At 42.5% G+C, this 18955-nt stretch carries 19 protein-coding genes; 16 read left to right on the forward strand and 3 right to left on the reverse strand.

Features of this window, described 5'->3' with window-relative positions:
- Positions 1 to 7: 7 nt before the first annotated feature.
- Positions 8 to 808 carry a phosphotransferase family protein gene (locus MHI60_RS12830; protein ID WP_076840453.1) on the forward strand — a complete coding sequence of 267 codons (801 nt, stop codon included), beginning with the start codon at positions 8 to 10 and terminating at the stop codon, positions 806 to 808.
- Here MHI60_RS12830 and MHI60_RS12835 read toward each other — a convergent pair.
- Positions 805 to 1080, reverse strand: a complete 276-nt coding sequence (locus MHI60_RS12835) for a YtzH-like family protein (RefSeq protein ID WP_024424867.1) — start codon at positions 1078 to 1080, stop codon at positions 805 to 807. The two genes, MHI60_RS12830 and MHI60_RS12835, sit on opposite strands and share 4 nt — an antisense overlap.
- Before the next feature lie 188 nt (positions 1081 to 1268).
- On the opposite strand from MHI60_RS12835, the gene trmB reads away from it, so the two are divergent.
- The 3 genes from trmB (at position 1269) to MHI60_RS12850 (ending at position 4647) form a co-directional block, all read left to right on the forward strand.
- Positions 1269 to 1910, forward strand: coding sequence for a tRNA (guanosine(46)-N7)-methyltransferase TrmB (trmB, locus tag MHI60_RS12840; RefSeq protein WP_024424866.1), 642 nt, complete (start codon positions 1269 to 1271; stop codon positions 1908 to 1910).
- 116 nt (positions 1911 to 2026) lie between these two features.
- The gene (locus MHI60_RS12845) at positions 2027 to 2875 is read left to right on the forward strand and encodes an MBL fold metallo-hydrolase (protein WP_144484983.1); all 849 of its coding nucleotides are present in this window, start codon (positions 2027 to 2029) and stop codon (positions 2873 to 2875) included.
- 128 nt (positions 2876 to 3003) lie between these two features.
- Positions 3004 to 4647 carry an NAD-dependent malic enzyme gene (locus MHI60_RS12850; protein ID WP_342502689.1) on the forward strand — a complete coding sequence of 548 codons (1644 nt, stop codon included), beginning with the start codon at positions 3004 to 3006 and terminating at the stop codon, positions 4645 to 4647.
- Between the two features lie 41 nt (positions 4648 to 4688).
- On the opposite strand, the gene MHI60_RS12855 is transcribed toward MHI60_RS12850, so the two are convergent.
- Positions 4689 to 5003 (reverse strand): PepSY domain-containing protein, encoded by a 315-nt coding sequence (locus tag MHI60_RS12855; protein ID WP_003217759.1) that lies wholly within the window; start codon positions 5001 to 5003, stop codon positions 4689 to 4691.
- Between the two features lie 199 nt (positions 5004 to 5202).
- Between MHI60_RS12855 and MHI60_RS12860 the strand changes: the two genes are divergently transcribed.
- Positions 5203 to 6276, forward strand: coding sequence for a M42 family metallopeptidase (locus MHI60_RS12860; protein ID WP_144484979.1), 1074 nt, complete (start codon positions 5203 to 5205; stop codon positions 6274 to 6276).
- Positions 6277 to 6528: 252 nt separating this feature from the next.
- On the opposite strand, the gene MHI60_RS12865 is transcribed toward MHI60_RS12860, so the two are convergent.
- A complete protein-coding gene (locus tag MHI60_RS12865) occupies positions 6529 to 6975 on the reverse strand; it encodes a YtoQ family protein (RefSeq protein ID WP_111291836.1) in 447 nt (148 codons plus the stop codon).
- A gap of 200 nt (positions 6976 to 7175) precedes the next feature.
- Between MHI60_RS12865 and MHI60_RS12870 the strand changes: the two genes are divergently transcribed.
- The 11 genes from MHI60_RS12870 to ccpA all read left to right on the forward strand — a co-directional run bounded on the left by MHI60_RS12870 (position 7176) and on the right by ccpA (position 18944).
- Positions 7176 to 8204: a PTS sugar transporter subunit IIC gene (locus tag MHI60_RS12870; RefSeq protein ID WP_041107289.1), complete on the forward strand. Its 1029-nt coding sequence runs from the start codon at positions 7176 to 7178 to the stop codon at positions 8202 to 8204.
- The gene (locus MHI60_RS12875; RefSeq protein ID WP_024424860.1) at positions 8191 to 8511 is read left to right on the forward strand and encodes a thioredoxin family protein; all 321 of its coding nucleotides are present in this window, start codon (positions 8191 to 8193) and stop codon (positions 8509 to 8511) included. Before MHI60_RS12870 ends, MHI60_RS12875 begins: the two co-directional genes overlap by 14 nt.
- A 20-nt stretch (positions 8512 to 8531) precedes the next feature.
- Positions 8532 to 9344: a DUF1444 domain-containing protein gene (locus tag MHI60_RS12880; RefSeq protein ID WP_076840277.1), complete on the forward strand. Its 813-nt coding sequence runs from the start codon at positions 8532 to 8534 to the stop codon at positions 9342 to 9344.
- Positions 9345 to 9360: 16 nt separating this feature from the next.
- Complete coding sequence (ytpR, locus tag MHI60_RS12885; protein ID WP_095409307.1) at positions 9361 to 9966, forward strand: YtpR family tRNA-binding protein; 606 nt, start codon at positions 9361 to 9363, stop codon at positions 9964 to 9966.
- A 195-nt stretch (positions 9967 to 10161) separates the two neighbouring features.
- Positions 10162 to 12897, forward strand: a complete 2736-nt coding sequence (locus tag MHI60_RS12890) for a DNA translocase FtsK (protein ID WP_144484975.1) — start codon at positions 10162 to 10164, stop codon at positions 12895 to 12897.
- Positions 12898 to 13200: 303 nt separating this feature from the next.
- Complete coding sequence (murC, locus tag MHI60_RS12895; RefSeq protein ID WP_095409305.1) at positions 13201 to 14499, forward strand: UDP-N-acetylmuramate--L-alanine ligase; 1299 nt, start codon at positions 13201 to 13203, stop codon at positions 14497 to 14499.
- Between the two features lie 422 nt (positions 14500 to 14921).
- Positions 14922 to 15341: a DUF948 domain-containing protein gene (locus tag MHI60_RS12900; protein WP_024424855.1), complete on the forward strand. Its 420-nt coding sequence runs from the start codon at positions 14922 to 14924 to the stop codon at positions 15339 to 15341.
- Between the two features lie 26 nt (positions 15342 to 15367).
- Positions 15368 to 15838 carry a YtxH domain-containing protein gene (locus MHI60_RS12905; RefSeq protein WP_048239114.1) on the forward strand — a complete coding sequence of 157 codons (471 nt, stop codon included), beginning with the start codon at positions 15368 to 15370 and terminating at the stop codon, positions 15836 to 15838.
- A 33-nt stretch (positions 15839 to 15871) separates the two neighbouring features.
- The gene (ytxJ, locus tag MHI60_RS12910; protein ID WP_144484973.1) at positions 15872 to 16195 is read left to right on the forward strand and encodes a bacillithiol system redox-active protein YtxJ; all 324 of its coding nucleotides are present in this window, start codon (positions 15872 to 15874) and stop codon (positions 16193 to 16195) included.
- Positions 16196 to 16413: 218 nt separating this feature from the next.
- Positions 16414 to 17490 (forward strand): bifunctional 3-deoxy-7-phosphoheptulonate synthase/chorismate mutase, encoded by a 1077-nt coding sequence (locus MHI60_RS12915; protein ID WP_024424852.1) that lies wholly within the window; start codon positions 16414 to 16416, stop codon positions 17488 to 17490.
- Positions 17491 to 17942: 452 nt separating this feature from the next.
- Positions 17943 to 18944 carry a catabolite control protein A gene (ccpA, locus tag MHI60_RS12920; RefSeq protein ID WP_048239113.1) on the forward strand — a complete coding sequence of 334 codons (1002 nt, stop codon included), beginning with the start codon at positions 17943 to 17945 and terminating at the stop codon, positions 18942 to 18944.
- Positions 18945 to 18955 lie beyond the last annotated feature (11 nt).

An 18955-nucleotide genomic window follows, 5' to 3' on the forward strand; every position in this document is an offset into this window, starting at 1 on the left:
AATTGATATGAACTGGTTGGGACAAATATTAGGTAGCGAATGGCACATCTCTCCTGCTGGAGGCGCTACGGGAGATGCGTACTTCGCAACACACAATGACCAAAAGCTATTTTTAAAACGCAATACGTCACCGTTTCTTGCGGTTTTGTCAGCTGAAGGCATTGTGCCGAAGCTTGTCTGGACAAAACGGATGGAAAATGGAGATGTGATTACTGCACAGCACTGGCTGAGCGGCAGAGAGCTGAAGCCAAAGGACATGAATGATCGTCCTGTAGCAGAGCAGCTAAGAAAAATTCATACATCAAAAGAATTGCTCGATATGCTGAAACGATTAGAGAAGCACTCTCTAGACCCAGAATCCATTCTGATGCATCTGAAACAGTCCATATTAAACGAGCAAATTGATTCACAAGACATTACGCGTGCCATCCAGTACTTAGAGAAGCATGTGGAGGCTGTCCATTTTGAGGACAAGGTCGTCTGTCATTGTGATCTCAATCATAATAATTGGCTGCTGACAGATGAAAACCAGCTCTATTTGATCGATTGGGATGGGGCGATGATTGCAGACCCAGCGATTGATCTTGGACCGCTTTTATACCATTATGTGGAGGAAGAGAACTGGGAAAGCTGGCTCTCTATGTACGGCGCCCCGCTGACGGACAATTTGCGAAAGCGCATGGCGTGGTACGTGCTCGCTGAAACCGTATCATTTGTCGTTTGGCATAAAAGAAAAGGAAATGAAAAGGCACAAAAAGAAGTGCAAGCGGAGCTAAATGCACTTTTAAAACGGTTAAACATCCATTAAGACAGTGGAATGTTTTCGACCCACTCAGACAGATGTGATTGATGCTCTTCGATATGTGCATCAATTGAACTGACAGAGGTGCCCTTTTGGCTGTAATCATAAATATCTGTTAACAGCTGACGAATGTCAGCATCCAGATCTTCTTTTGCCAGCATTAATTGAATCACGCGTCCCACCTGTTCATATTCTGCAACAGTCCCGCAGCAATCCAGCTGGTGATCGGTTAAAATATCTTTGATTAATTGAAGCTGATGTTGACGGTTTAAACCCATACGAATGCTCCTTTCCTGCGTGTCATTTATGAGGTTAAACTGTGCATTCAGCGCCCAATTTATACATGCGGCAGACCAGCTCAAGTGAAGGGCTGGTCTTTTTATATGGACATAGAAGATGCAGTCTTGCGGGTCTTTATGTTTCATGGTATCTTGATAAAATGTAAAGAAAATAGAGGTGTATCAAATTGAGAATGCGACATAAACCATGGGCTGATGATTACTTAGCTGAGAATGCTCATATTGCTTTAGCAAGTCCCGAGCAATATAAAGGGAAATGGCATGAGCTGTTTGGAAATGATCATCCAATCCATATCGAAGTTGGGACAGGGAAAGGGAGCTTTATTGCTGGAATGGGCAAGCTTCATCCTGATATCAACTATATTGGCATTGAATTATTTAAAAGTGTCATTGTGACAGCAGTAGATAAAATCAAAGAGACAGATGTTGAAAATGTAAAGCTTTTGAATATCAATGCTGAGACGCTGACAGATGTGTTTGCGGAAAATGAGATTGACCGGGTGTATTTGAATTTCTCTGATCCGTGGCCAAAAGCAAGACACGAAAAGCGCAGATTGACGTTTAAAACCTTTTTAGAGCGATATGAACATATTCTTCGTCCAGGCGGTGAATTACATTTCAAAACAGATAACCGCGGGTTATTTGAATATTCCTTAAAAAGTTTTTCTGCTTATGGTCTTCTTTTAACGTATGTCAGCCTAGATTTACATGAGGACGGCTTAGAAGGAAACGTGATGACTGAATATGAAGAGAAATTCTCGTCTATGGGACAACCTATCTATCGTTCAGAAGTCAAATTCCCAGAATAACAAGTGATATCAAGCTGGCTGCAAAGAAAAATTGCAGTCAGCTTTTTTTATGAAAAGATTGGTGCATGCGATTTTTGGCTGTATTTGCTACGATAGAAAAAGGAGGGATGACAGCAATGGAGACAATGAAAATAGGTGAAATGGAACTGTTCTGGTTAAATGGGGGAGATACGCACATGGACGGCGGTGCGATGTTCGGTGTCGTGCCAAAGCCATTATGGTCAAAAAAATACCCGGTAAATGACCGCAATCAAATTGAATTACGATGTGATCCAATTCTCATTCGGTGGAACGGACTTCATCTGTTAGTGGATTCCGGCATCGGATCAGGGAAGCTGACAGATAAACAAAAACGCAATTACGGCGTGACAGAGGAAACCAAATTGGAAGAATCTCTGGCAGCCCTTGGCCTGCGCCCATCAGATATTGATTACGTATTAATGACACATTTACACTTCGATCATGCCAGCGGATTAACAAAACGTGAGGGCGATAAGCTCATGTCTGTTTTTCAGCAGGCAACAATCATCACATCGAAAATCGAATGGGATGAAATGAGAGCGCCAAATATTCGCTCAAGAAATACATATTGGAAAGAAAACTGGGAGCCTGTGGCAGATCAAGTCGTCACATTTGAAGAAAGCATCGAAGTGACAGAAGGAATCGAGCTGCATCATACAGGCGGCCACAGCAACGGTCATAGTATTTTAACGCTCACAAGTGAGGGCGAAACAGCGATTCATTTAGCTGATATCATGCCAACACACGCTCATAAAAATCCACTCTGGGTTTTGGCATATGATGATTACCCAATGACTTCGATTCCAGCCAAGCAAAAGTGGCAGGCCTATGCTGAAGAAAAAAATGCATGGTACTTGTTTTATCATGATGCCATTTATCGTGCTGTAAAATGGGACGAAGATGGGCAGATTACACACGAAATCAAAAGAGAAACAGGAAGATAAAAGATCATCTGTATGTTTTTTTATCCTTTCACACAAAATAACGACAAAATGAACTTGTGAAAGGAAGAGTGCAGGTGAACCAATTTTATCGTGTACATGGTGATGTGATCGAAACACCATTAAGAGGGATGGAAGTCATGTCAGTCCCTTATTTAAACAAAGGGGTTGCATTTACAAAGGAAGAGCGGGAGGAGCTCGGGTTAAAGGGATTTCTTCCGCCTAAGGTCTTAACCTTAGAGGATCAAGCAAAGCGTGCATATGAGCAGTTCAAGGCACAGCCGGATGAGCTAGGGAAGAATGTGTATTTAACATCACTTCATGATAGAAACGAAGTGCTTTTTTACAAATTACTTAATGAGCACTTGGCGGAAATGCTTCCGATTGTCTACACGCCGACTGTAGGAACGGCTATTCAGCGTTATAGCCATGAGTATCGAAAGCCGAGAGGGCTTTATTTATCGATTGATGATCTGGAAGGCATGGAAGAGATTTTTGCTTCTTATGGTGTCGATGAATCAATTGATTTAATCGTTGCAACTGATGCAGAAGGTATTTTAGGTATTGGAGACTGGGGTGTTGGCGGGATTGCCATTTCAGTTGGGAAACTTGCTGTTTATACAGCTGCAGCAGGCATTGATCCTAGCCGCGTGCTGGCAGTAGTGCTTGATGTCGGCACGAACCAGGAAAGTCTCTTGAATGATCCGCTTTATGTTGGAAATCAGCACTCCCGCGTTCGAGGAGAGCGCTATGATCAGTTCATTGATCAATATGTCGAGCTTGCCCGTGCTACTTTCCCAAATGCACTCCTTCACTGGGAAGACTTTGGCACAAAGAATGCCCGTGCGATATTGGAAAAATATAAGGACCGTATTTGTACATTTAACGATGACATTCAAGGGACTGGCGCCGTTTCACTTGCAGCAGTTCTTGCATGTGCAAAAGCTTCGAAAGTTCCGCTGAAAGATCACCGTATCGTCATTTTTGGAGCGGGTACGGCAGGTATTGGCATAGCCGAGCAAATCCGTGATGCAATCGTCAGAGACGGGGTCAAAGAAGAGGAGTCCTACGATCATTTCTGGTGTATTGATAAAACGGGGCTGCTCACAGATGATTCACCTGACATTCAGCCATTTCAAAAGCCGTATGCAAGGCGTGCTGACGAAGTAAAGGATTATGCCCGTAATGGTCCAAAGCATTCGATTGATCTATTAGAGGTCGTCAAGCAGGCGAAACCAACGATCTTAATTGGCACCTCGACTGTCGGAGGAGCATTTACAGAGGAAATTGTGAAAGAAATGGCGTCACATGTGGAACGCCCTGCGATTTTACCGATGTCGAATCCGACACCTCTATCAGAAGCAAAGCCGCAAGATCTGATCGAGTGGACTGAGGGACGCGCTCTTGTGACAACGGGAAGCCCATTCGATCCTGTCGAATATGGCGGCGTCACATATGAAATTGGACAAGCGAATAATGCTCTTGTCTTCCCAGGTCTTGGTCTAGGCACAATTGTGTCAAAAGCAAGGTTGATGACAGACAGTATGTTTGTTGCGAGTGCTGAAGCCATTGCAAGCATGGTCAATGTTGGGAAGCCGGGTGCAGCGATGCTGCCAAGTGTCGATCAGCTTCGAACCGTTTCAGCGACAGTGGCCGTCCGTGTGGCGCAGGCAGCAATTGATGAAGGAATTGCAGAAGAAACGCCTGATGATCTTATTCAGGCTGTACAGGACGCTATGTGGCATCCTGTGTACAAAAAAATCAAAGCCATATAAAAAAAGCTTCGCAAGGACACGTCTTTGCGAAGCTTTCTTGATCAAGCAACAGAATCAATGACATCAACGATCATGCCAGTTTTGGCATCAATCATCACTTCATACTGTTCAAGCTCGCCAAAGGCAGAGCGGGTAATGCCAGATTTGTACACATCAATCGTTTCACCATTTACGGTATACGGTTCTGGTACAGTATAAATCCAAGAGCCATCAATCGGGCCGCGCTGTTTAAAAGCAGATTTCACAATTTTTAATGCTTTTTCAGATGAAATATACGTAGGGAAAAATACTTTCTTTGCAACAATTGCAGCGGCTACGCCAATACTCGCACCAATCAGAACATGTTTTAACTTCAACGTGCTGCACCTCCGTATTGCTGTTTTTTCCATTATACAAAACTTGTCCATTGATGTTAAGGAATCCGAATACTTGAAAGCATATTCAAAATTTCTGGAGAGATACTTGGAAAACCGAAAGAATTCTTATAGTATAAAGTGAGTGTTATTTTTATAGGAATATATATGGTCATTACATAGAAACGAGGTAAACTGTAGAATGAACGAAGAAACATTATCACTTTTCCGAAATTTAACAGAATTACAGGGAACTCCAGGAAATGAGCACCATGTGCGTGCTTTTATGAAAAAGGAACTTGAGAAATATTCTGATGAACTCATTCAAGACCGTCTTGGCGGAGTGTTTGGCGTACGCAAGGGGCCGGAAAACGCACCGAAAATTATGGTAGCGGGTCATATGGATGAAGTCGGATTCATGGTCTCATCGATTACAAAAAACGGGATGATTCGTTTTCAAACACTTGGCGGCTGGTGGAGTCAAGTCATGCTGGCACAGCGTGTGGACGTCCATACAGATCACGGGCCAATTCCTGGTGTCGTCTCTAGTACACCTCCTCACCTTCTGACGCCAGAACAAAAAAGCAAACCTGTGAAGCCGTCAGATATGCTTATTGATATTGGTGCAGACAGTGAAGAAGAGGCAAAAGAGCTTGGCGTTCGTCCAGGACAGCAAATCGTTCCTGCAACGGTTTTTACCCCAATGGCGAATCCAAAAAAGATTTTAGCGAAGGCTTGGGATAACCGCTATGGCTGCGGCCTTGCGATTGAATTATTAAAGGAATTAAAAGACGAATCACTTTCATGTCAGCTGTATTCAGGAGCAACTGTTCAAGAGGAAGTAGGGCTTAGAGGAGCTCAGGCAGCTGCGAATATGATTCAGCCAGATCTTTTCTTCGCTTTAGATGCGAGTCCTGCAAACGATGTGACAGGAGATAAAACACAGTTCGGCCAGCTTGGAAAAGGTGCACTTCTGCGTATTTTTGATCGGACAATGATTACGCACCGCGGAATGAGAGACTTTGTGCTTGATACTGCTGAGACAAACAACATTCCATATCAATATTTCGTATCACCGGGTGGTACGGACGCTGGACGTGTTCATATTTCAAACCAAGGTGTGCCTTCTGCTGTGATCGGAGTTTGCGCACGTTACATTCATACAAGTCATTCTGTTTTGCATGTGGATGATTACGCAGCGGCAAAAGAGTTAATTGTCCGCCTTGTCAAAAATTGTGATCAAAGTACAGTGGATTCTATTTATCAACAAGTATAAATGTGATAGAAAAAGGCTGCCTCTTCAATGAGAGCAGCCTTCCAGCGTGTAGACAAACCCTCGCATTCGGTGTCAGGTCTGCGCGCCGGTGCTCACGAATCTCACATTCGCTCCGCTCCGGTTCTCGTCCTTCCTAGACTGCAAAGGTTTTCTATCACGCTGAATAGAAGACAAAGGGCTAAAATCAAGATCATTTTAGCCCTTTGTCAACAATCTGAAAGGCTGCCTCTTTAATGAGAGCAGCCTTCTTTATTATTGCTGTTCAAACACATAAGATAACGCCTTGATCGCTTGGTTGACGGTTTCAACAGTGATGTTTGCTTTGTTTGATAGTTCCTTTAACGGATGGTGCAGCTCTTCTGGACGGATCAAAATAAGAGGTTTCCCTTTTGCAATCGCAGCAGATGCATCCATGGCTGTGTTCCACTGTTTATATTTCTCACCAAAGCGCGCAATGACGACATCTGCTTTGTTTAATAAAATTTCAGTACGAAAATTGTTCAAATCAGACGCAGCATCATCTTTAAAAATGGCATTTGGCTGCTCACCTAAAATATCCTCACCGATGTTATCGGAGCGGTCATGATTTTCCATTGGACCGACAAATGTCACTGGCAGCTTCAAAGATTGGCTTTTCTCCTTGATTTCATCACGCCACTGGCTATGAATTTCTCCAGCTAAATAGACAGTTAATTGCATAACGATCTCCTCCTTTTGTACAAACTTAGTAAAGGTTTGTCCTGTTTCTTTTCATGTTACACAAGAAGTGCTTGATAAAGCAAAAAAAATATGATTATGATATTCATGGTAGAGACTATTTTTCATCGTAAGAATACTACATATAATGGGAAGGACAGGCCTCTTCGTCTTTCCTATGAGAAAGCAGGAAGACGACGTTGATGACTTATTTGAAAAGAAAGGGGATCTCCCTTTCGCCAAAGGTGTATTTCATTGATGCACTTTCTTATATGGCTTTAGGTCTATTTGCTACATTAGTGGTAGGTCTGATTTTAAAAACAGCAGGCGGTCTGTTATCACTTCCGCTCATCATTAAAATGGGAACCCTCGCCATGGGGCTCATGGGACCGGCGATCGGCGTAGCGGTTGCATACCGTTTACATGCATCTCCTTTGATCATTTTTGCAAGTGTTGTCTCAGGTGCCGCTGGAGCAGAGCTTGGGGGACCAGCCGGAAGCTTCGCGGCTGCTCTAATTGGGGTGGAACTCGGCAAGCTGGTCAGTGGTGAGACAAGAATTGATATTATTTTAACGCCGCTTGTCACCATTATCACTGGCTTTTTCACCGCTGCTTTAATCGGACCTGGGATTGAAGCTATGATGACAGGGCTCGGCAGGCTCATCATGTGGGGAACAGACCAAAGCCCGCTGATCATGGGCATGCTAGTAGCGACCATTGTTGGACTTGCCCTCAGTTCTCCGATCTCAAGTGCTGCACTTGCGCTTATGCTTGACTTAAGCGGAACAGCTGCTGGTGCTGCAACGATTGGCTGCTGTGCTCAAATGGTCGGCTTTGCGGCTGCGGGCTTTAGAGAAAATCGCTTTGGCGGTCTTGCGGCTGTCGGCATTGGAACGTCAAAGTTGCAGCTTTCGAACATTGTGAAAAACCCACTCATCCTGATTCCGCCGACGGTTGCTGGTTTGATTCTCGCGCCAATTGGTATTATTGGCTTTGGGATGGTTAATAATGCGGCAGGAGCGGGAATGGGAACGAGCGGGCTTGTTGGACAGCTCATGACCCTGACCGTCATGGGGTTTCATCCATCTGTATTTCTGGCGATAGCTCTCTTGCATATCGTTGGCCCGGCAGTGATTAGTTTGGTAGTATCAGAATGGATGAGAAAGAAAGGCTATATACAATTCGGAGATTTAACCATACAAACTGGAGGAATGAAACATGAAAAAAATTGAATCAAACGAAGAATTACAAAAAGTGATTCAAGAAGACTTAACGGTATTGCTATTTTCAGCTGACTGGTGCCCGGACTGCACATTTATTGAGCCATTCTTGCCAGAGCTTGAAGCAAACTACCCAGAATTTGAGTACTTCTATGTCGATAGAGATAAGTTCATTGACACTTGTGCAGAGTGGGAAATTTACGGCATTCCAAGCTTTTTAGTCTTTAAAAACGGACAAGAGATTAACCGCTTTGTCAGCAAAGATCGTAAGACAAAGGAAGAGATAGAAGCATTTTTAACAGATTCTCTTTCTAAATAACGAAAGGAGAGTCTAAAACGATGGCAAAAATGACATCAAGACAGCTTGCGAATGAACTCAAAAGCCGTCTGACGAACGACAGCTGGTCACACGAGTTTGACCGGGAAAAAGATACGCTTCGTATTGAAGATAAACAAACAGGCAAAGGCATCACACTAGAGCTCCCGCCAATTATTGCAAAGTGGGAAGTAAAGCCTGATGAAACAATCGATGAGATCGTTTATTATGTGAAAGAAGCGTTGAGTGCTATGAAAGGCGAAGCGCAGCACATCTCAGGAAAAGAAAAGCAGATCTATCCGGTCATTCGTTCTACTTCCTTTCCTGAGGCATCAAGTGATGGAATTCCGCTCGTGTTTGATGAGCATACAGCAGAAACGAGAATCTACTATGCACTTGACCTTGGAAGCACCTACCGATTAATTGATGAAAAGATGCTTCAAAAGGAAAACTGGACAAAAGAGCGAATCAGAGAAACTGCAAGCTTCAACGTCCGTTCGCTTAAAACTGTAGTGAAAATGGATGAAGTGGCAGGCAACCGGTTTTATTTCTTCCGTGCAAATGACGGGTATGACGCCAGCAGACTTTTAAATGAATCGTTATTACAAGAATACGCGCAAAAAATAGAAGGGCAGATGGCGATTTCTGTTCCTCATCAAGATGTATTCATCATTGCAGACGTTCGCAATGATTCAGGCTATGATATTTTAGGACAGATGTCGATGAGCTTCTTCGCCAGCGGCACGGTTCCAATTACCGCATTGTCATTTTTATATGATGAGGGTAAGCTTGAACCGATCTTTATACTTGCAAAAAGCAGACCAAAACAGCAGTAGAAGGGAATTTTGAAGAATGAACGTTTTTTATAATGCAGAAGGTGTAGGCGACACACTCCTTATTTCATTGAAAGATGTGACGAGAGAAGAAGTAGGTCATGAGACATTTGGAGATGTTGTACGAATCTTCAATCAAGAAACAAAAGAAACAACAGGCTTTAATATCTTCAATGCATCCACTTACATGAAAATTGAAGAAAACGGATCTGTCCCGCTTTCTGAAACCATTGTTCAAGATATCAATGAAATTTTAAACCGAAACGGTGTCAGTGAAACGTTAACTGTGGATCTATCACCAAAATTTGTTGTCGGCTATGTGAAGGAAAAGGAAAAGCATCCGAATGCAGATAAATTAAACATTTGCCAAGTTGATGTGGGCGATGAAACCTTACAAATCGTGTGCGGTGCACCAAACGTTGACCAAGGCCAATATGTCGTGGTTGCGAAGGTCGGTGCAGTGATGCCAAGCGGTATGGTCATCAAAGATGCTGAGCTTAGAGGCGTTCCATCAAGCGGCATGATCTGTTCAGCGAAAGAGTTAGATCTTCCAGACGCACCTGCTGAAAAAGGGATTCTTGTTTTAGAAGGAAGCCATCAAGCTGGCGAACCCTTTAAAGCTTAACCTCCCATAAACGGGCACATAGGAGCGAAGAATGTGTTATACCAAAAGTCACTAAGTACGTACTTAGTGACTTTTTTTCATCTATAACAGCATGAACAGCATAAAGCGGCACTTTTCTCGCTTTTCTGCATGAAAAAGCAATGGTATACTAAAAATCGCCCAAGAAAACGTAAGGGGAGTTAAAGTGAGTGATAAATGATGAGTTGGTTAGATAAATTTTTTAGTGTATTTTTAGGAGAAGAAAAGAAAGAAGAAAAAGCTGCAAGACCTGAAGAAGATCTAGCTGCACCAAAGCAGCCAGCTTTTGAACAGCATAAAGAATATAAAAAAATCGAAGATACGAAAGTGTATTATGAATATCCAAAAGGCAACTTTCGCTTTCCTCTCGTTCCAGATGAACCTCAGCGTGATGGAGTGAAGCAGGAGAGAAGACGCGTGAAACCAAGCCAGCCAAAGGCAAAGCAGACAACCTATCAGCCTAAACAAACGCTTCAGCCTGATATGAATAAAAAGCCATTCAAACCAGAGCAAATTCCATCACCGATCTATGGCTATCATCAGGATATGCGTCCAAAACGAGCAGATGCAAAAGAAGAAGCAGCTTCAGTTCAAAGGAAAGCAGCAGAAGAAACGGCGCAGCGTGTCACACTGTTATCAGAAGAGGCAGAGCGTGAACGAAATGTCAGACAGCAAATGAACATCCCGTCTATACAGAAAGAAAAACGTATCGAGGAAATGGCTTCAGCGTCAGCAGAAGAGAGAACGGACAAAGAGCCAGCAGTAACCCCGCATGTATTGCAAGAGGAACTCGCTTATCAAGATCATGTTCAATCGACAATGGAACGTTTAACTGACGAGTCGTTCATCCAGCCAGAAGAAAATGAGCCAGAAGATCATCATGAAGCTGATTTACATAAGCAGCAAGCAGAAGTCTATCAGAAGCAGCCAGTTGAGTCTGAGCCGGCACAGGCTGCCTCAAGCAATGACGAAGAAATAAAAGACGAGCCTGTCAATCAGTTTGAAGATCATACTGAGGAAATAGAGATGTTGACCTTCGAAACACCGGAACCTTCGCAGCCGGCTATTGAAATGGAAGTAGACATTCCATCAGAAGAAGCGGCGTTAACAGAAAACATTTCAGAAGAAACGGTGGAAGAACTAGAAGCTGATCCAATAGAAGACAAACAAGAAGAAGCGCCAGCGGCAGCATTTGAAGAAGCTGAGCCAGTCAAACATGACCTGCAGGAAGATCAGCTGGTTCAAGAAGCTGAAATTGTAGAAGATCAAGTGTTGATGCCAGTAGAACAAGTAATAGAGGAACAAACTGCATCTGAACCGGCAGAAACGGTTATAGAGCAGACAGAGCAGCAAGAACAAACGCAGGAAGCCAAGAAAGAAGAACCAAAACAGACATCTCCGCAGCCACAACGCACAAGCGGGCAAACCTCCACGGTTCCTTTTAATGTCATGATGTTGAAAAGCGATCAGCGCGTGCAAGGGCAAAAGAAAGCAGCCGATACACAAGGGTATGTTTTTCCAAGTCTCGCCCTTTTAGACGTACCGCCAGCTCAAAAAGAAGAGGACGGCACATGGGTGAAAGAGCGGGCAGAGCTGCTCAATGCGACGCTTAAAAATTTTAACGTAAGAGCAAGTGTCGTTCATGTCACACAGGGCCCTTCTGTGACAAGGTTTGAAGTACATCCAGAACCAGGTGTCAAAGTGAACAAAATCACGAACCTGTCAGATGATATTAAACTTAGTTTGTCCGCAAAGGATATTCGAATTGAAGCACCGATTCCAGGAAAGAACACGATCGGGATCGAAGTGCCAAACCTGCACAGTAAAATGGTGTTCTTAAGAGAAATGATCAGAAGCAGTGCGTTTAGAGACAATCCATCTCCTTTAACAGCGGCACTTGGATTAGATATCTCAGGCCAGCCTGTCGTGGTTGATCTGCAAAAAATGCCGCATGGCTTAATTGCCGGAGCAACTGGTTCAGGAAAAAGCGTCTGCATTAATACGATTTTAGTGAGCTTAATGTTTAAGGCATCACCAGATGAAGTGAAAATGCTCTTAATTGACCCTAAAATGGTTGAATTAGCGCCGTATAATCACATTCCGCATCTTGTGAGTCCTGTAATTACGGATGCCAAGACAGCAACTGCTGCTTTAAAATGGGTAGTGGATGAAATGGAAAGACGCTATGAACTATTTGCACACTCTGGCGTGAGAGAAATTAAACGATTTAATGAGCTTGTGAAAGAAAAACAAATGGGTGAAAAACTGCCTTATCTCGTCGTGGTGATTGATGAGCTGGCTGATTTAATGATGGTCGCCCCAAATGAAGTCGAAGAAAGCATCTGCCGAATTGCACAAAAAGCAAGAGCATGCGGCATTCACTTATTGATTGCGACACAAAGACCATCTGTTGATGTCATTACAGGTCTCATTAAAGCCAATATCCCAACAAGAATTGCGTTTTCTGTTTCAAGTCAGGTTGATTCAAGAACCATTATTGACATGGCAGGTGCAGAAAAGCTTCTCGGAAAAGGAGACATGCTCTTCTTAGAAAATGGCTCCGGCAAGCCGACAAGGCTGCAAGGGAACTTTGTATCAGACCGTGAGATTGATCAAGTCGTGGCACATGTGAGAAAGCAGCGCAAGCCAGTGTTCCTTTTTGAACAGGAGGAACTAATGCTCCAAGGCTCTGCGATTACAGACGAAGATGAATTGTTTATGGATGCCTGCCGTTTTGCCATCGAGCAGAATAGCGCTAGTACATCAAGTTTGCAGCGAAGATTTAGAATTGGCTACAATCGTGCAGCCAGACTGATTGACATGATGGAGCGCGAGGGGATGATCTCTGGTGCGAAAGGCAGTAAGCCGAGAGAAGTGCTCATGACGCTGAGTGACTTAGAACAGTTGATCTAAACAAACCACTTCATTTTTTTTATAAACATGGTATGATAGCACATAGGTGCAATTTTGTAATTGGACGCTTTTCGCATGTCTGCCAGAACGCTTTTTTATGTAAAATAAGCGGAAACAGGTGTTAGAAATGGGAAAGTTGTCGGATACTAATCATAGTTAATATTGATTAGAATAGGAAGATCGGAAAAAAATCTTTATTTGGAGCTGCGATCTGTGATCAGCTAGAGGCAAAAATCACAAGTTGCAAATTGAAATGAGCGTCATATACTGTAAGTCAGATAGACGTTTGTTGGAGGTACAATTATGACTGTTTATCATTTTGTTGGAATAAAAGGGACAGGTATGAGTCCACTGGCCCAAATTCTTCATGATACTGGGTATACTGTCCAAGGATCGGATATCGAAAAACATATCTTTACACAAAAAGCATTAGAAGAACGAAATATTAAAATTCTACCATTTGACCCAGATAATATTCAGCCAGGGATGACGGTCATCGCAGGAAATGCATTCCCTGATACACACCCTGAGATTGAACGTGCCCTTTCTGAAGGGATTCCTGTCATTCGTTACCATAAATTCCTTGGAGAATACATGGATTCATTCACAAACGTTGCGATTACTGGTGCTCATGGCAAAACATCAACAACAGGACTGCTTGCTCACGTCATGCAGGCAGCAAAACCTACTTCGTACTTAATCGGTGATGGATCTGGAATGGGGAAAGAAAACAGCGAGTATTTTGTCTTTGAAGCATGCGAATACCGCAGACACTTCCTCAGCTATCATCCAGATTATGCGATCATGACCAATATTGATTTTGATCACCCTGATTATTTCTCAGATATTAATGACGTGTTTGATGCGTTTCAAAACATGGCGCTTCAAGTGAAAAAAGCGATTATTGCCTGCGGTGATGATGAGCATCTGCCAAAGATTCAAGCGAAGGTACCTGTTGTGTACTACGGTTTCAACGAAGAAAATGATTTCCAAGCACGCAATGTTGTGAAAAATACGGAAGGTACCACATTTGATGTATTTGTACGCAATACGTTTTATGATACCTTCTACATTCCTGCCTACGGAAATCATAATGTCCTCAACTCGTTAGCTGTCATTGCATTATGTCACTATGAGTCCATTGATGTAGAGCTTATCAAAGGCGCATTAACGACATTTGGCGGTGTGAAACGACGATTTAATGAAAAAGTGGTCGGTGAGCAGGTCTTAATTGACGATTATGCACATCATCCAACTGAAATTGAAGTCACGATTGAAGCAGCTCGCCAAAAATATCCGGACCGTGATATTGTGGCTGTCTTCCAGCCGCATACGTTCACACGTACACAGCAATTCTTAAGTGAATTTGCTGACAGTCTAAAGAAAGCCGACTATGTCTACCTTTGTGATATTTTCGGTTCAGCCCGTGAAAACATTGGGAAGCTGAGCATTGAAGATTTACGAGAAAAAATCCCGCAGGCCCAATTGATTGAAGAAGAAGACACATCTGTGCTGAAAGCGCATGAAGATGCGATTCTGATCTTTATGGGAGCAGGAGACATTCAAAAATATTTGCGTGCTTATGAAAAAGTCGCTGTATAAATGCTTAAACGAAAAGTGCCGTGTAGAACGGCACTTCAGCGTGTAGACAAACCCTCGCATTCGTTGTCAGGCCTCTGCGCCGGTACTCACGAATGTCAAATTCGCTCCGTTCCGGTGCTCGTCCTTCCTAGACTGCAAAGGTTTTCTATCACGCTGAAAGAAGACAAAGGGCTAAAATAAAGATCATTTTAGCCTTTTGTCCATAATCTAAAGTGCCGTGTGAAACGGCACTTTTTTTATTTTGAATAAAATGTGACAAATGGGCTAATTGTGTCAACATGTGCCGCTTTTTTTCGTTCGCTGTGGACAGGAATTAGCGAATAAGTGTAGAATTATTATTCAATCGGTCATTCTAGGCGATGTTTGAATGATACAACGAGAGGGTAATGAATTGAATATGCCCGCAGCAAAGGAGGTATCAGATGATTATTATTCTATATCTAAGCGTTGCACTGATCGCAATTGCTTTCCTCATTCTTGTCATCTATTTGTCCAAAACATTAAAATCCTTACAGCTGACATTAAAGAATGTTGCATCAACTTTAGAGGGTCTTGAAGGTCAGATGCAAGGCATCACCACAGAGACAGCGCAGTTGCTACATAAGACGAATCAGCTTGCTGAAGATATTCAAGACAAATCAGCAAAACTCAATACAGTTGTGGATGCGGTGCAGGGAATTGGCGGCTCGATCAACCAATTTAATACAAGCATAAAGCAGGCAGCTGGTGCAGTTTCTTCATCCGTTGAAAGAAATCAAGAAAAAGTGACGGATGTGGTAAGCTGGAGTAACGCAGCACTTGAAATTTATAAAAAATGGAAACAGCGTAAACACCAAAAATAAACCATATTCGCATAGGAGGAATAATCATGAGCAAAGACGGAATCAATAGCAAAGACTTTTTGATCGGAACACTTATTGGTGGAATTGTGGGTGCAACAACAGCATTATTTTTAGCACCGAAGTCAGGGAAAGAGCTTCGCGATGATTTGAACACCCAAGCGAATGCGTTAAAAGAAAAAACAGACCGGCTCACAACAGATGCAAAAGAAAAAGGCACTGAATATGTGACGATTGCGAAAGATAAAACGTCTGAATTGTCTCAGCTTGTAGCAGAGCAGTCAAACCAGATTTTAGACAAAGTGAAAGACATAAAAGAGCGTGCGGCTGGAAAAGCTAATCACGTGAAAAATGAAGCAGAAGATGCGGTAGCGGATTTGGCAAGCGATGCATCTGATGTAGCAGATGAAGCAAAAGTACGAGCAGAAGAAGCAAAGTCAGAAATTGAAGACGGCATCAAAGATGTCAAAGAAAAAGTAGAACAATCTACTAAAGGCTAACGCTCACTGCTCGAAGTGAAGAAGGAGAACATCATGTCAAAACAACTCATTGAAACAGAAGAACAGTTTGATCAACTAACGAATCAAGATGGGACCTTTGTCTTTTTTAAGCACAGTTTGACATGTCCGATCAGCCAAGCAGCTTTACAAGAGTTTGAAGCATTTGCGTCTGCACATGAAGACGTGCCAACGTATTTCTTGCAGATTCAAAACACGAGAGAGCTTTCATCCTATGTGACGGAAAAGTCTGGAGTAAAGCATGAAAGCCCGCAGGCACTCATCTTTAGCGGTGGAAAAGTAAAATGGCATGCTTCTCACTCAAGCATTACAAAAGAAGCGCTTGAACATAATCTGTAAAAGAAACGTCAGCATCGGCTGACGTTTTTTTTATAAAAAAAGGTTTACTTGAACGAAAAGTATGCTATAATCTTACATACAATACTTTACCGCTTAAAAGCGTTTGGGTAATAAAGAAAATTTTCGTGACAATTCCGAAATCTTTGTTTATAATAAACCCTATCATGAAAGAATGAAAAAATAAAAAGCGAGAGCAGGCAGAGGAAAGGATGACAAAAATGAGCAACAATGAACTAGAAAAATTGAGGCAGCAGGCAGATGAACTAAATCTTCAAATCTTAAAACTGATCAATGAAAGAGGAAACATTGTAAAAGAAATTGGAAAAGCGAAAGAAGCGCAAGGTGTCAACCGTTATGATCCTGTCAGAGAGCGCACAATGCTGAACCAAATTCTTGAAGAAAATGATGGACCATTTGAAAACTCAACGATTCAGCATATTTTCAAAGAGATTTTCAAAGCAGGTCTAGAGCTTCAAGAAGATGACCATAGCAAAGCACTTCTTGTTTCTCGTAAGAAAAAACCAGAAAACACAATCGTGAACATCAATGGGGAAGCGATTGGTGATGGAAAGCAGCGTTTCATCGTTGGACCATGTGCGGTTGAAAGCTACGAGCAAGTCGCAGAAGTAGCGGCAGCAGCGAAACAGCAAGGATTAAAACTACTTCGCGGTGGCGCATTTAAACCGCGCACAAGTCCATATGACTTCCAAGGACTTGGTGTAGACGGTCTAAAGATTCTAAAGCGTGTAGCGGATGAATACGGTCTTGCTGTCATTAGTGAAATTGTTAATCCTGCTCATATTGAAGAAGCGATTGAGCATATCGATGTCATCCAAATTGGGGCACGTAACATGCAAAACTTCGAACTATTAAAAGAAGCCGGTTCAGTGAATAAACCAGTTCTTTTAAAACGAGGTCTTGCAGCGACCATTTCAGAATTCATCAATGCAGCTGAATACATCATCGCCCAAGGAAACGATCAAATCATCCTTTGCGAGCGCGGTATCCGCACATACGAAACAGCAACAAGAAATACACTAGATATCTCGGCAGTGCCAATCTTGAAACAAGAGACACATTTACCAGTCTTCGTTGATGTGACGCACTCAACTGGACGCAGGGATCTTCTCCTTCCAACAGCGAAAGCAGCTCTTGCGATTGGAGCAGACGGTGTCATGGCAGAAGTACATCCAGATCCATCTGTTGCTCTATCTGATTCAGCACAGCAAATGGACATTCCACAATTCGAAAAATGGTTAGATGCGTTAAGACCACTTGTCAACATTCACGCATAATCATAGATAGAAATAGCCGCCGGATGACTGCCCGGCGGTTTTTTTATGGAGAAAATACCATGAAGTTTGGGAATGAAAGGAAGAAAGCACATTGCAAGCCCAAAAAGTGCTTGTTCACAATGTTTTCATTTTTAAAATTCGATAGAATCTGCTAAGATCATTGTCATAGCTGGCGTTCTCGATGTTTTTTTATGAAATATGATTCAAATTACAGGTAACAAGCTGATTAAAGTTTGTTTAATTTAGTTATAAAAAGAAAGGGAACGTTTTCATATGACAAAAAAACGTGTATAATTTCATAAAAGAATGTCATTTTGATGTAGATTGAAAAATTATGTGTCTCTTTTCATCGTTTTAATGACAAATAGGATATTATTTTCCTCGTATCTGACATGTCTCTATCCAATTGGTGAATGCTATAGATATGAAGTGTATTTGAAGGAGTGATTTATGTGAATAATGTTACAATATATGATGTAGCAAGAGAAGCAAATGTAAGTATGGCAACGGTATCACGTGTAGTAAATGGTAATCCAAACGTAAAACCAACAACAAGAAAAAAGGTGCTTGAAGCGATTGATCGCCTTGGCTATCGTCCGAATGCAGTGGCTCGAGGCCTAGCAAGTAAAAAAACAACGACAGTTGGGGTCATCATCCCTGATATTTCTAGTATCTTCTATTCAGAATTAGCACGCGGTATTGAAGACATCGCTACGATGTATAAATACAACATCATTTTGAGCAACTCAGATCAAAATACTGATAAAGAGCTTCATTTGTTAAATACGATGCTCGGCAAACAAGTAGACGGAATTGTCTTTATGGGCGGAAACATCACAGATGTGCATGTGGAAGAATTTAAGCGCTCTCCTGTACCGATTGTGCTTGCAGCATCTGTTGAAGAGCAGGCTCAAACACCATCCGTCAACATCAACTATGAGCAGGCCATTTATGATTCAGTTCAGCTGCTAGTCGAAAAAGGACATAAACGAATTGCGTTTGTTTCTGGTCCAATGTCAGAACCAATTAATTCCGTGAGAAAGCTTGCAGGTTATAAGCGTGCGCTTGAAGAAGCGGGCATAGCGTTTGACGACGTACTCGTCGCTGAAGGTGATTACTCTTATGATTCTGGAATTGAAGCACTTGCTCATCTGCTTGAGCAGTCTGACAAGCCGACTGCTGTTATCGCAGCTACAGATGAAATGGCTCTAGGTGTCATTCATGGAGCACAAGACAGAGGGGTATCCATTCCTGAAGATCTAGAAGTGATTGGCTTTGATAACACAAGGCTTTCTCTCATGGTGCGTCCTCAGCTGACAACAGTGGTTCAGCCGACGTATGATATTGGTGCTGTTGCGATGAGACTGCTCACAAAGCTGATGAACAAAGAACAAGTGGACGATCAAATTGTTGAGCTTCCGCACAGAATTGAAGAAAGACAATCAACGAAATAAAACAAAAAAAG

Source organism: Bacillus sp. FSL K6-3200 (genome assembly GCF_038630485.1).
Taxonomy (GTDB): Bacteria; Bacillota; Bacilli; order Bacillales; family Bacillaceae; genus Bacillus; species Bacillus safensis.

Coding starts and splice junctions, on each gene's coding strand:
- MHI60_RS12830 (WP_076840453.1), top strand. CDS start 8: ATGAACTGGTTGGGACAAATATTAGGTAGCGAATGGCACATCTCTCCT.
- MHI60_RS12835 (WP_024424867.1), bottom strand. CDS start 1,080: ATGGGTTTAAACCGTCAACATCAGCTTCAATTAATCAAAGATATTTTA.
- MHI60_RS12845 (WP_144484983.1), top strand. CDS start 2,027: ATGGAGACAATGAAAATAGGTGAAATGGAACTGTTCTGGTTAAATGGG.
- MHI60_RS12850 (WP_342502689.1), top strand. CDS start 3,004: ATGGAAGTCATGTCAGTCCCTTATTTAAACAAAGGGGTTGCATTTACA.
- MHI60_RS12860 (WP_144484979.1), top strand. CDS start 5,203: ATGAACGAAGAAACATTATCACTTTTCCGAAATTTAACAGAATTACAG.
- MHI60_RS12865 (WP_111291836.1), bottom strand. CDS start 6,975: ATGCAATTAACTGTCTATTTAGCTGGAGAAATTCATAGCCAGTGGCGT.
- MHI60_RS12870 (WP_041107289.1), top strand. CDS start 7,176: ATGACTTATTTGAAAAGAAAGGGGATCTCCCTTTCGCCAAAGGTGTAT.
- MHI60_RS12875 (WP_024424860.1), top strand. CDS start 8,191: ATGAAAAAAATTGAATCAAACGAAGAATTACAAAAAGTGATTCAAGAA.
- MHI60_RS12880 (WP_076840277.1), top strand. CDS start 8,532: ATGGCAAAAATGACATCAAGACAGCTTGCGAATGAACTCAAAAGCCGT.
- ytpR (WP_095409307.1), top strand. CDS start 9,361: ATGAACGTTTTTTATAATGCAGAAGGTGTAGGCGACACACTCCTTATT.
- MHI60_RS12890 (WP_144484975.1), top strand. CDS start 10,162: ATGATGAGTTGGTTAGATAAATTTTTTAGTGTATTTTTAGGAGAAGAA.
- murC (WP_095409305.1), top strand. CDS start 13,201: ATGACTGTTTATCATTTTGTTGGAATAAAAGGGACAGGTATGAGTCCA.
- MHI60_RS12900 (WP_024424855.1), top strand. CDS start 14,922: ATGATTATTATTCTATATCTAAGCGTTGCACTGATCGCAATTGCTTTC.
- MHI60_RS12905 (WP_048239114.1), top strand. CDS start 15,368: ATGAGCAAAGACGGAATCAATAGCAAAGACTTTTTGATCGGAACACTT.
- ytxJ (WP_144484973.1), top strand. CDS start 15,872: ATGTCAAAACAACTCATTGAAACAGAAGAACAGTTTGATCAACTAACG.
- MHI60_RS12915 (WP_024424852.1), top strand. CDS start 16,414: ATGAGCAACAATGAACTAGAAAAATTGAGGCAGCAGGCAGATGAACTA.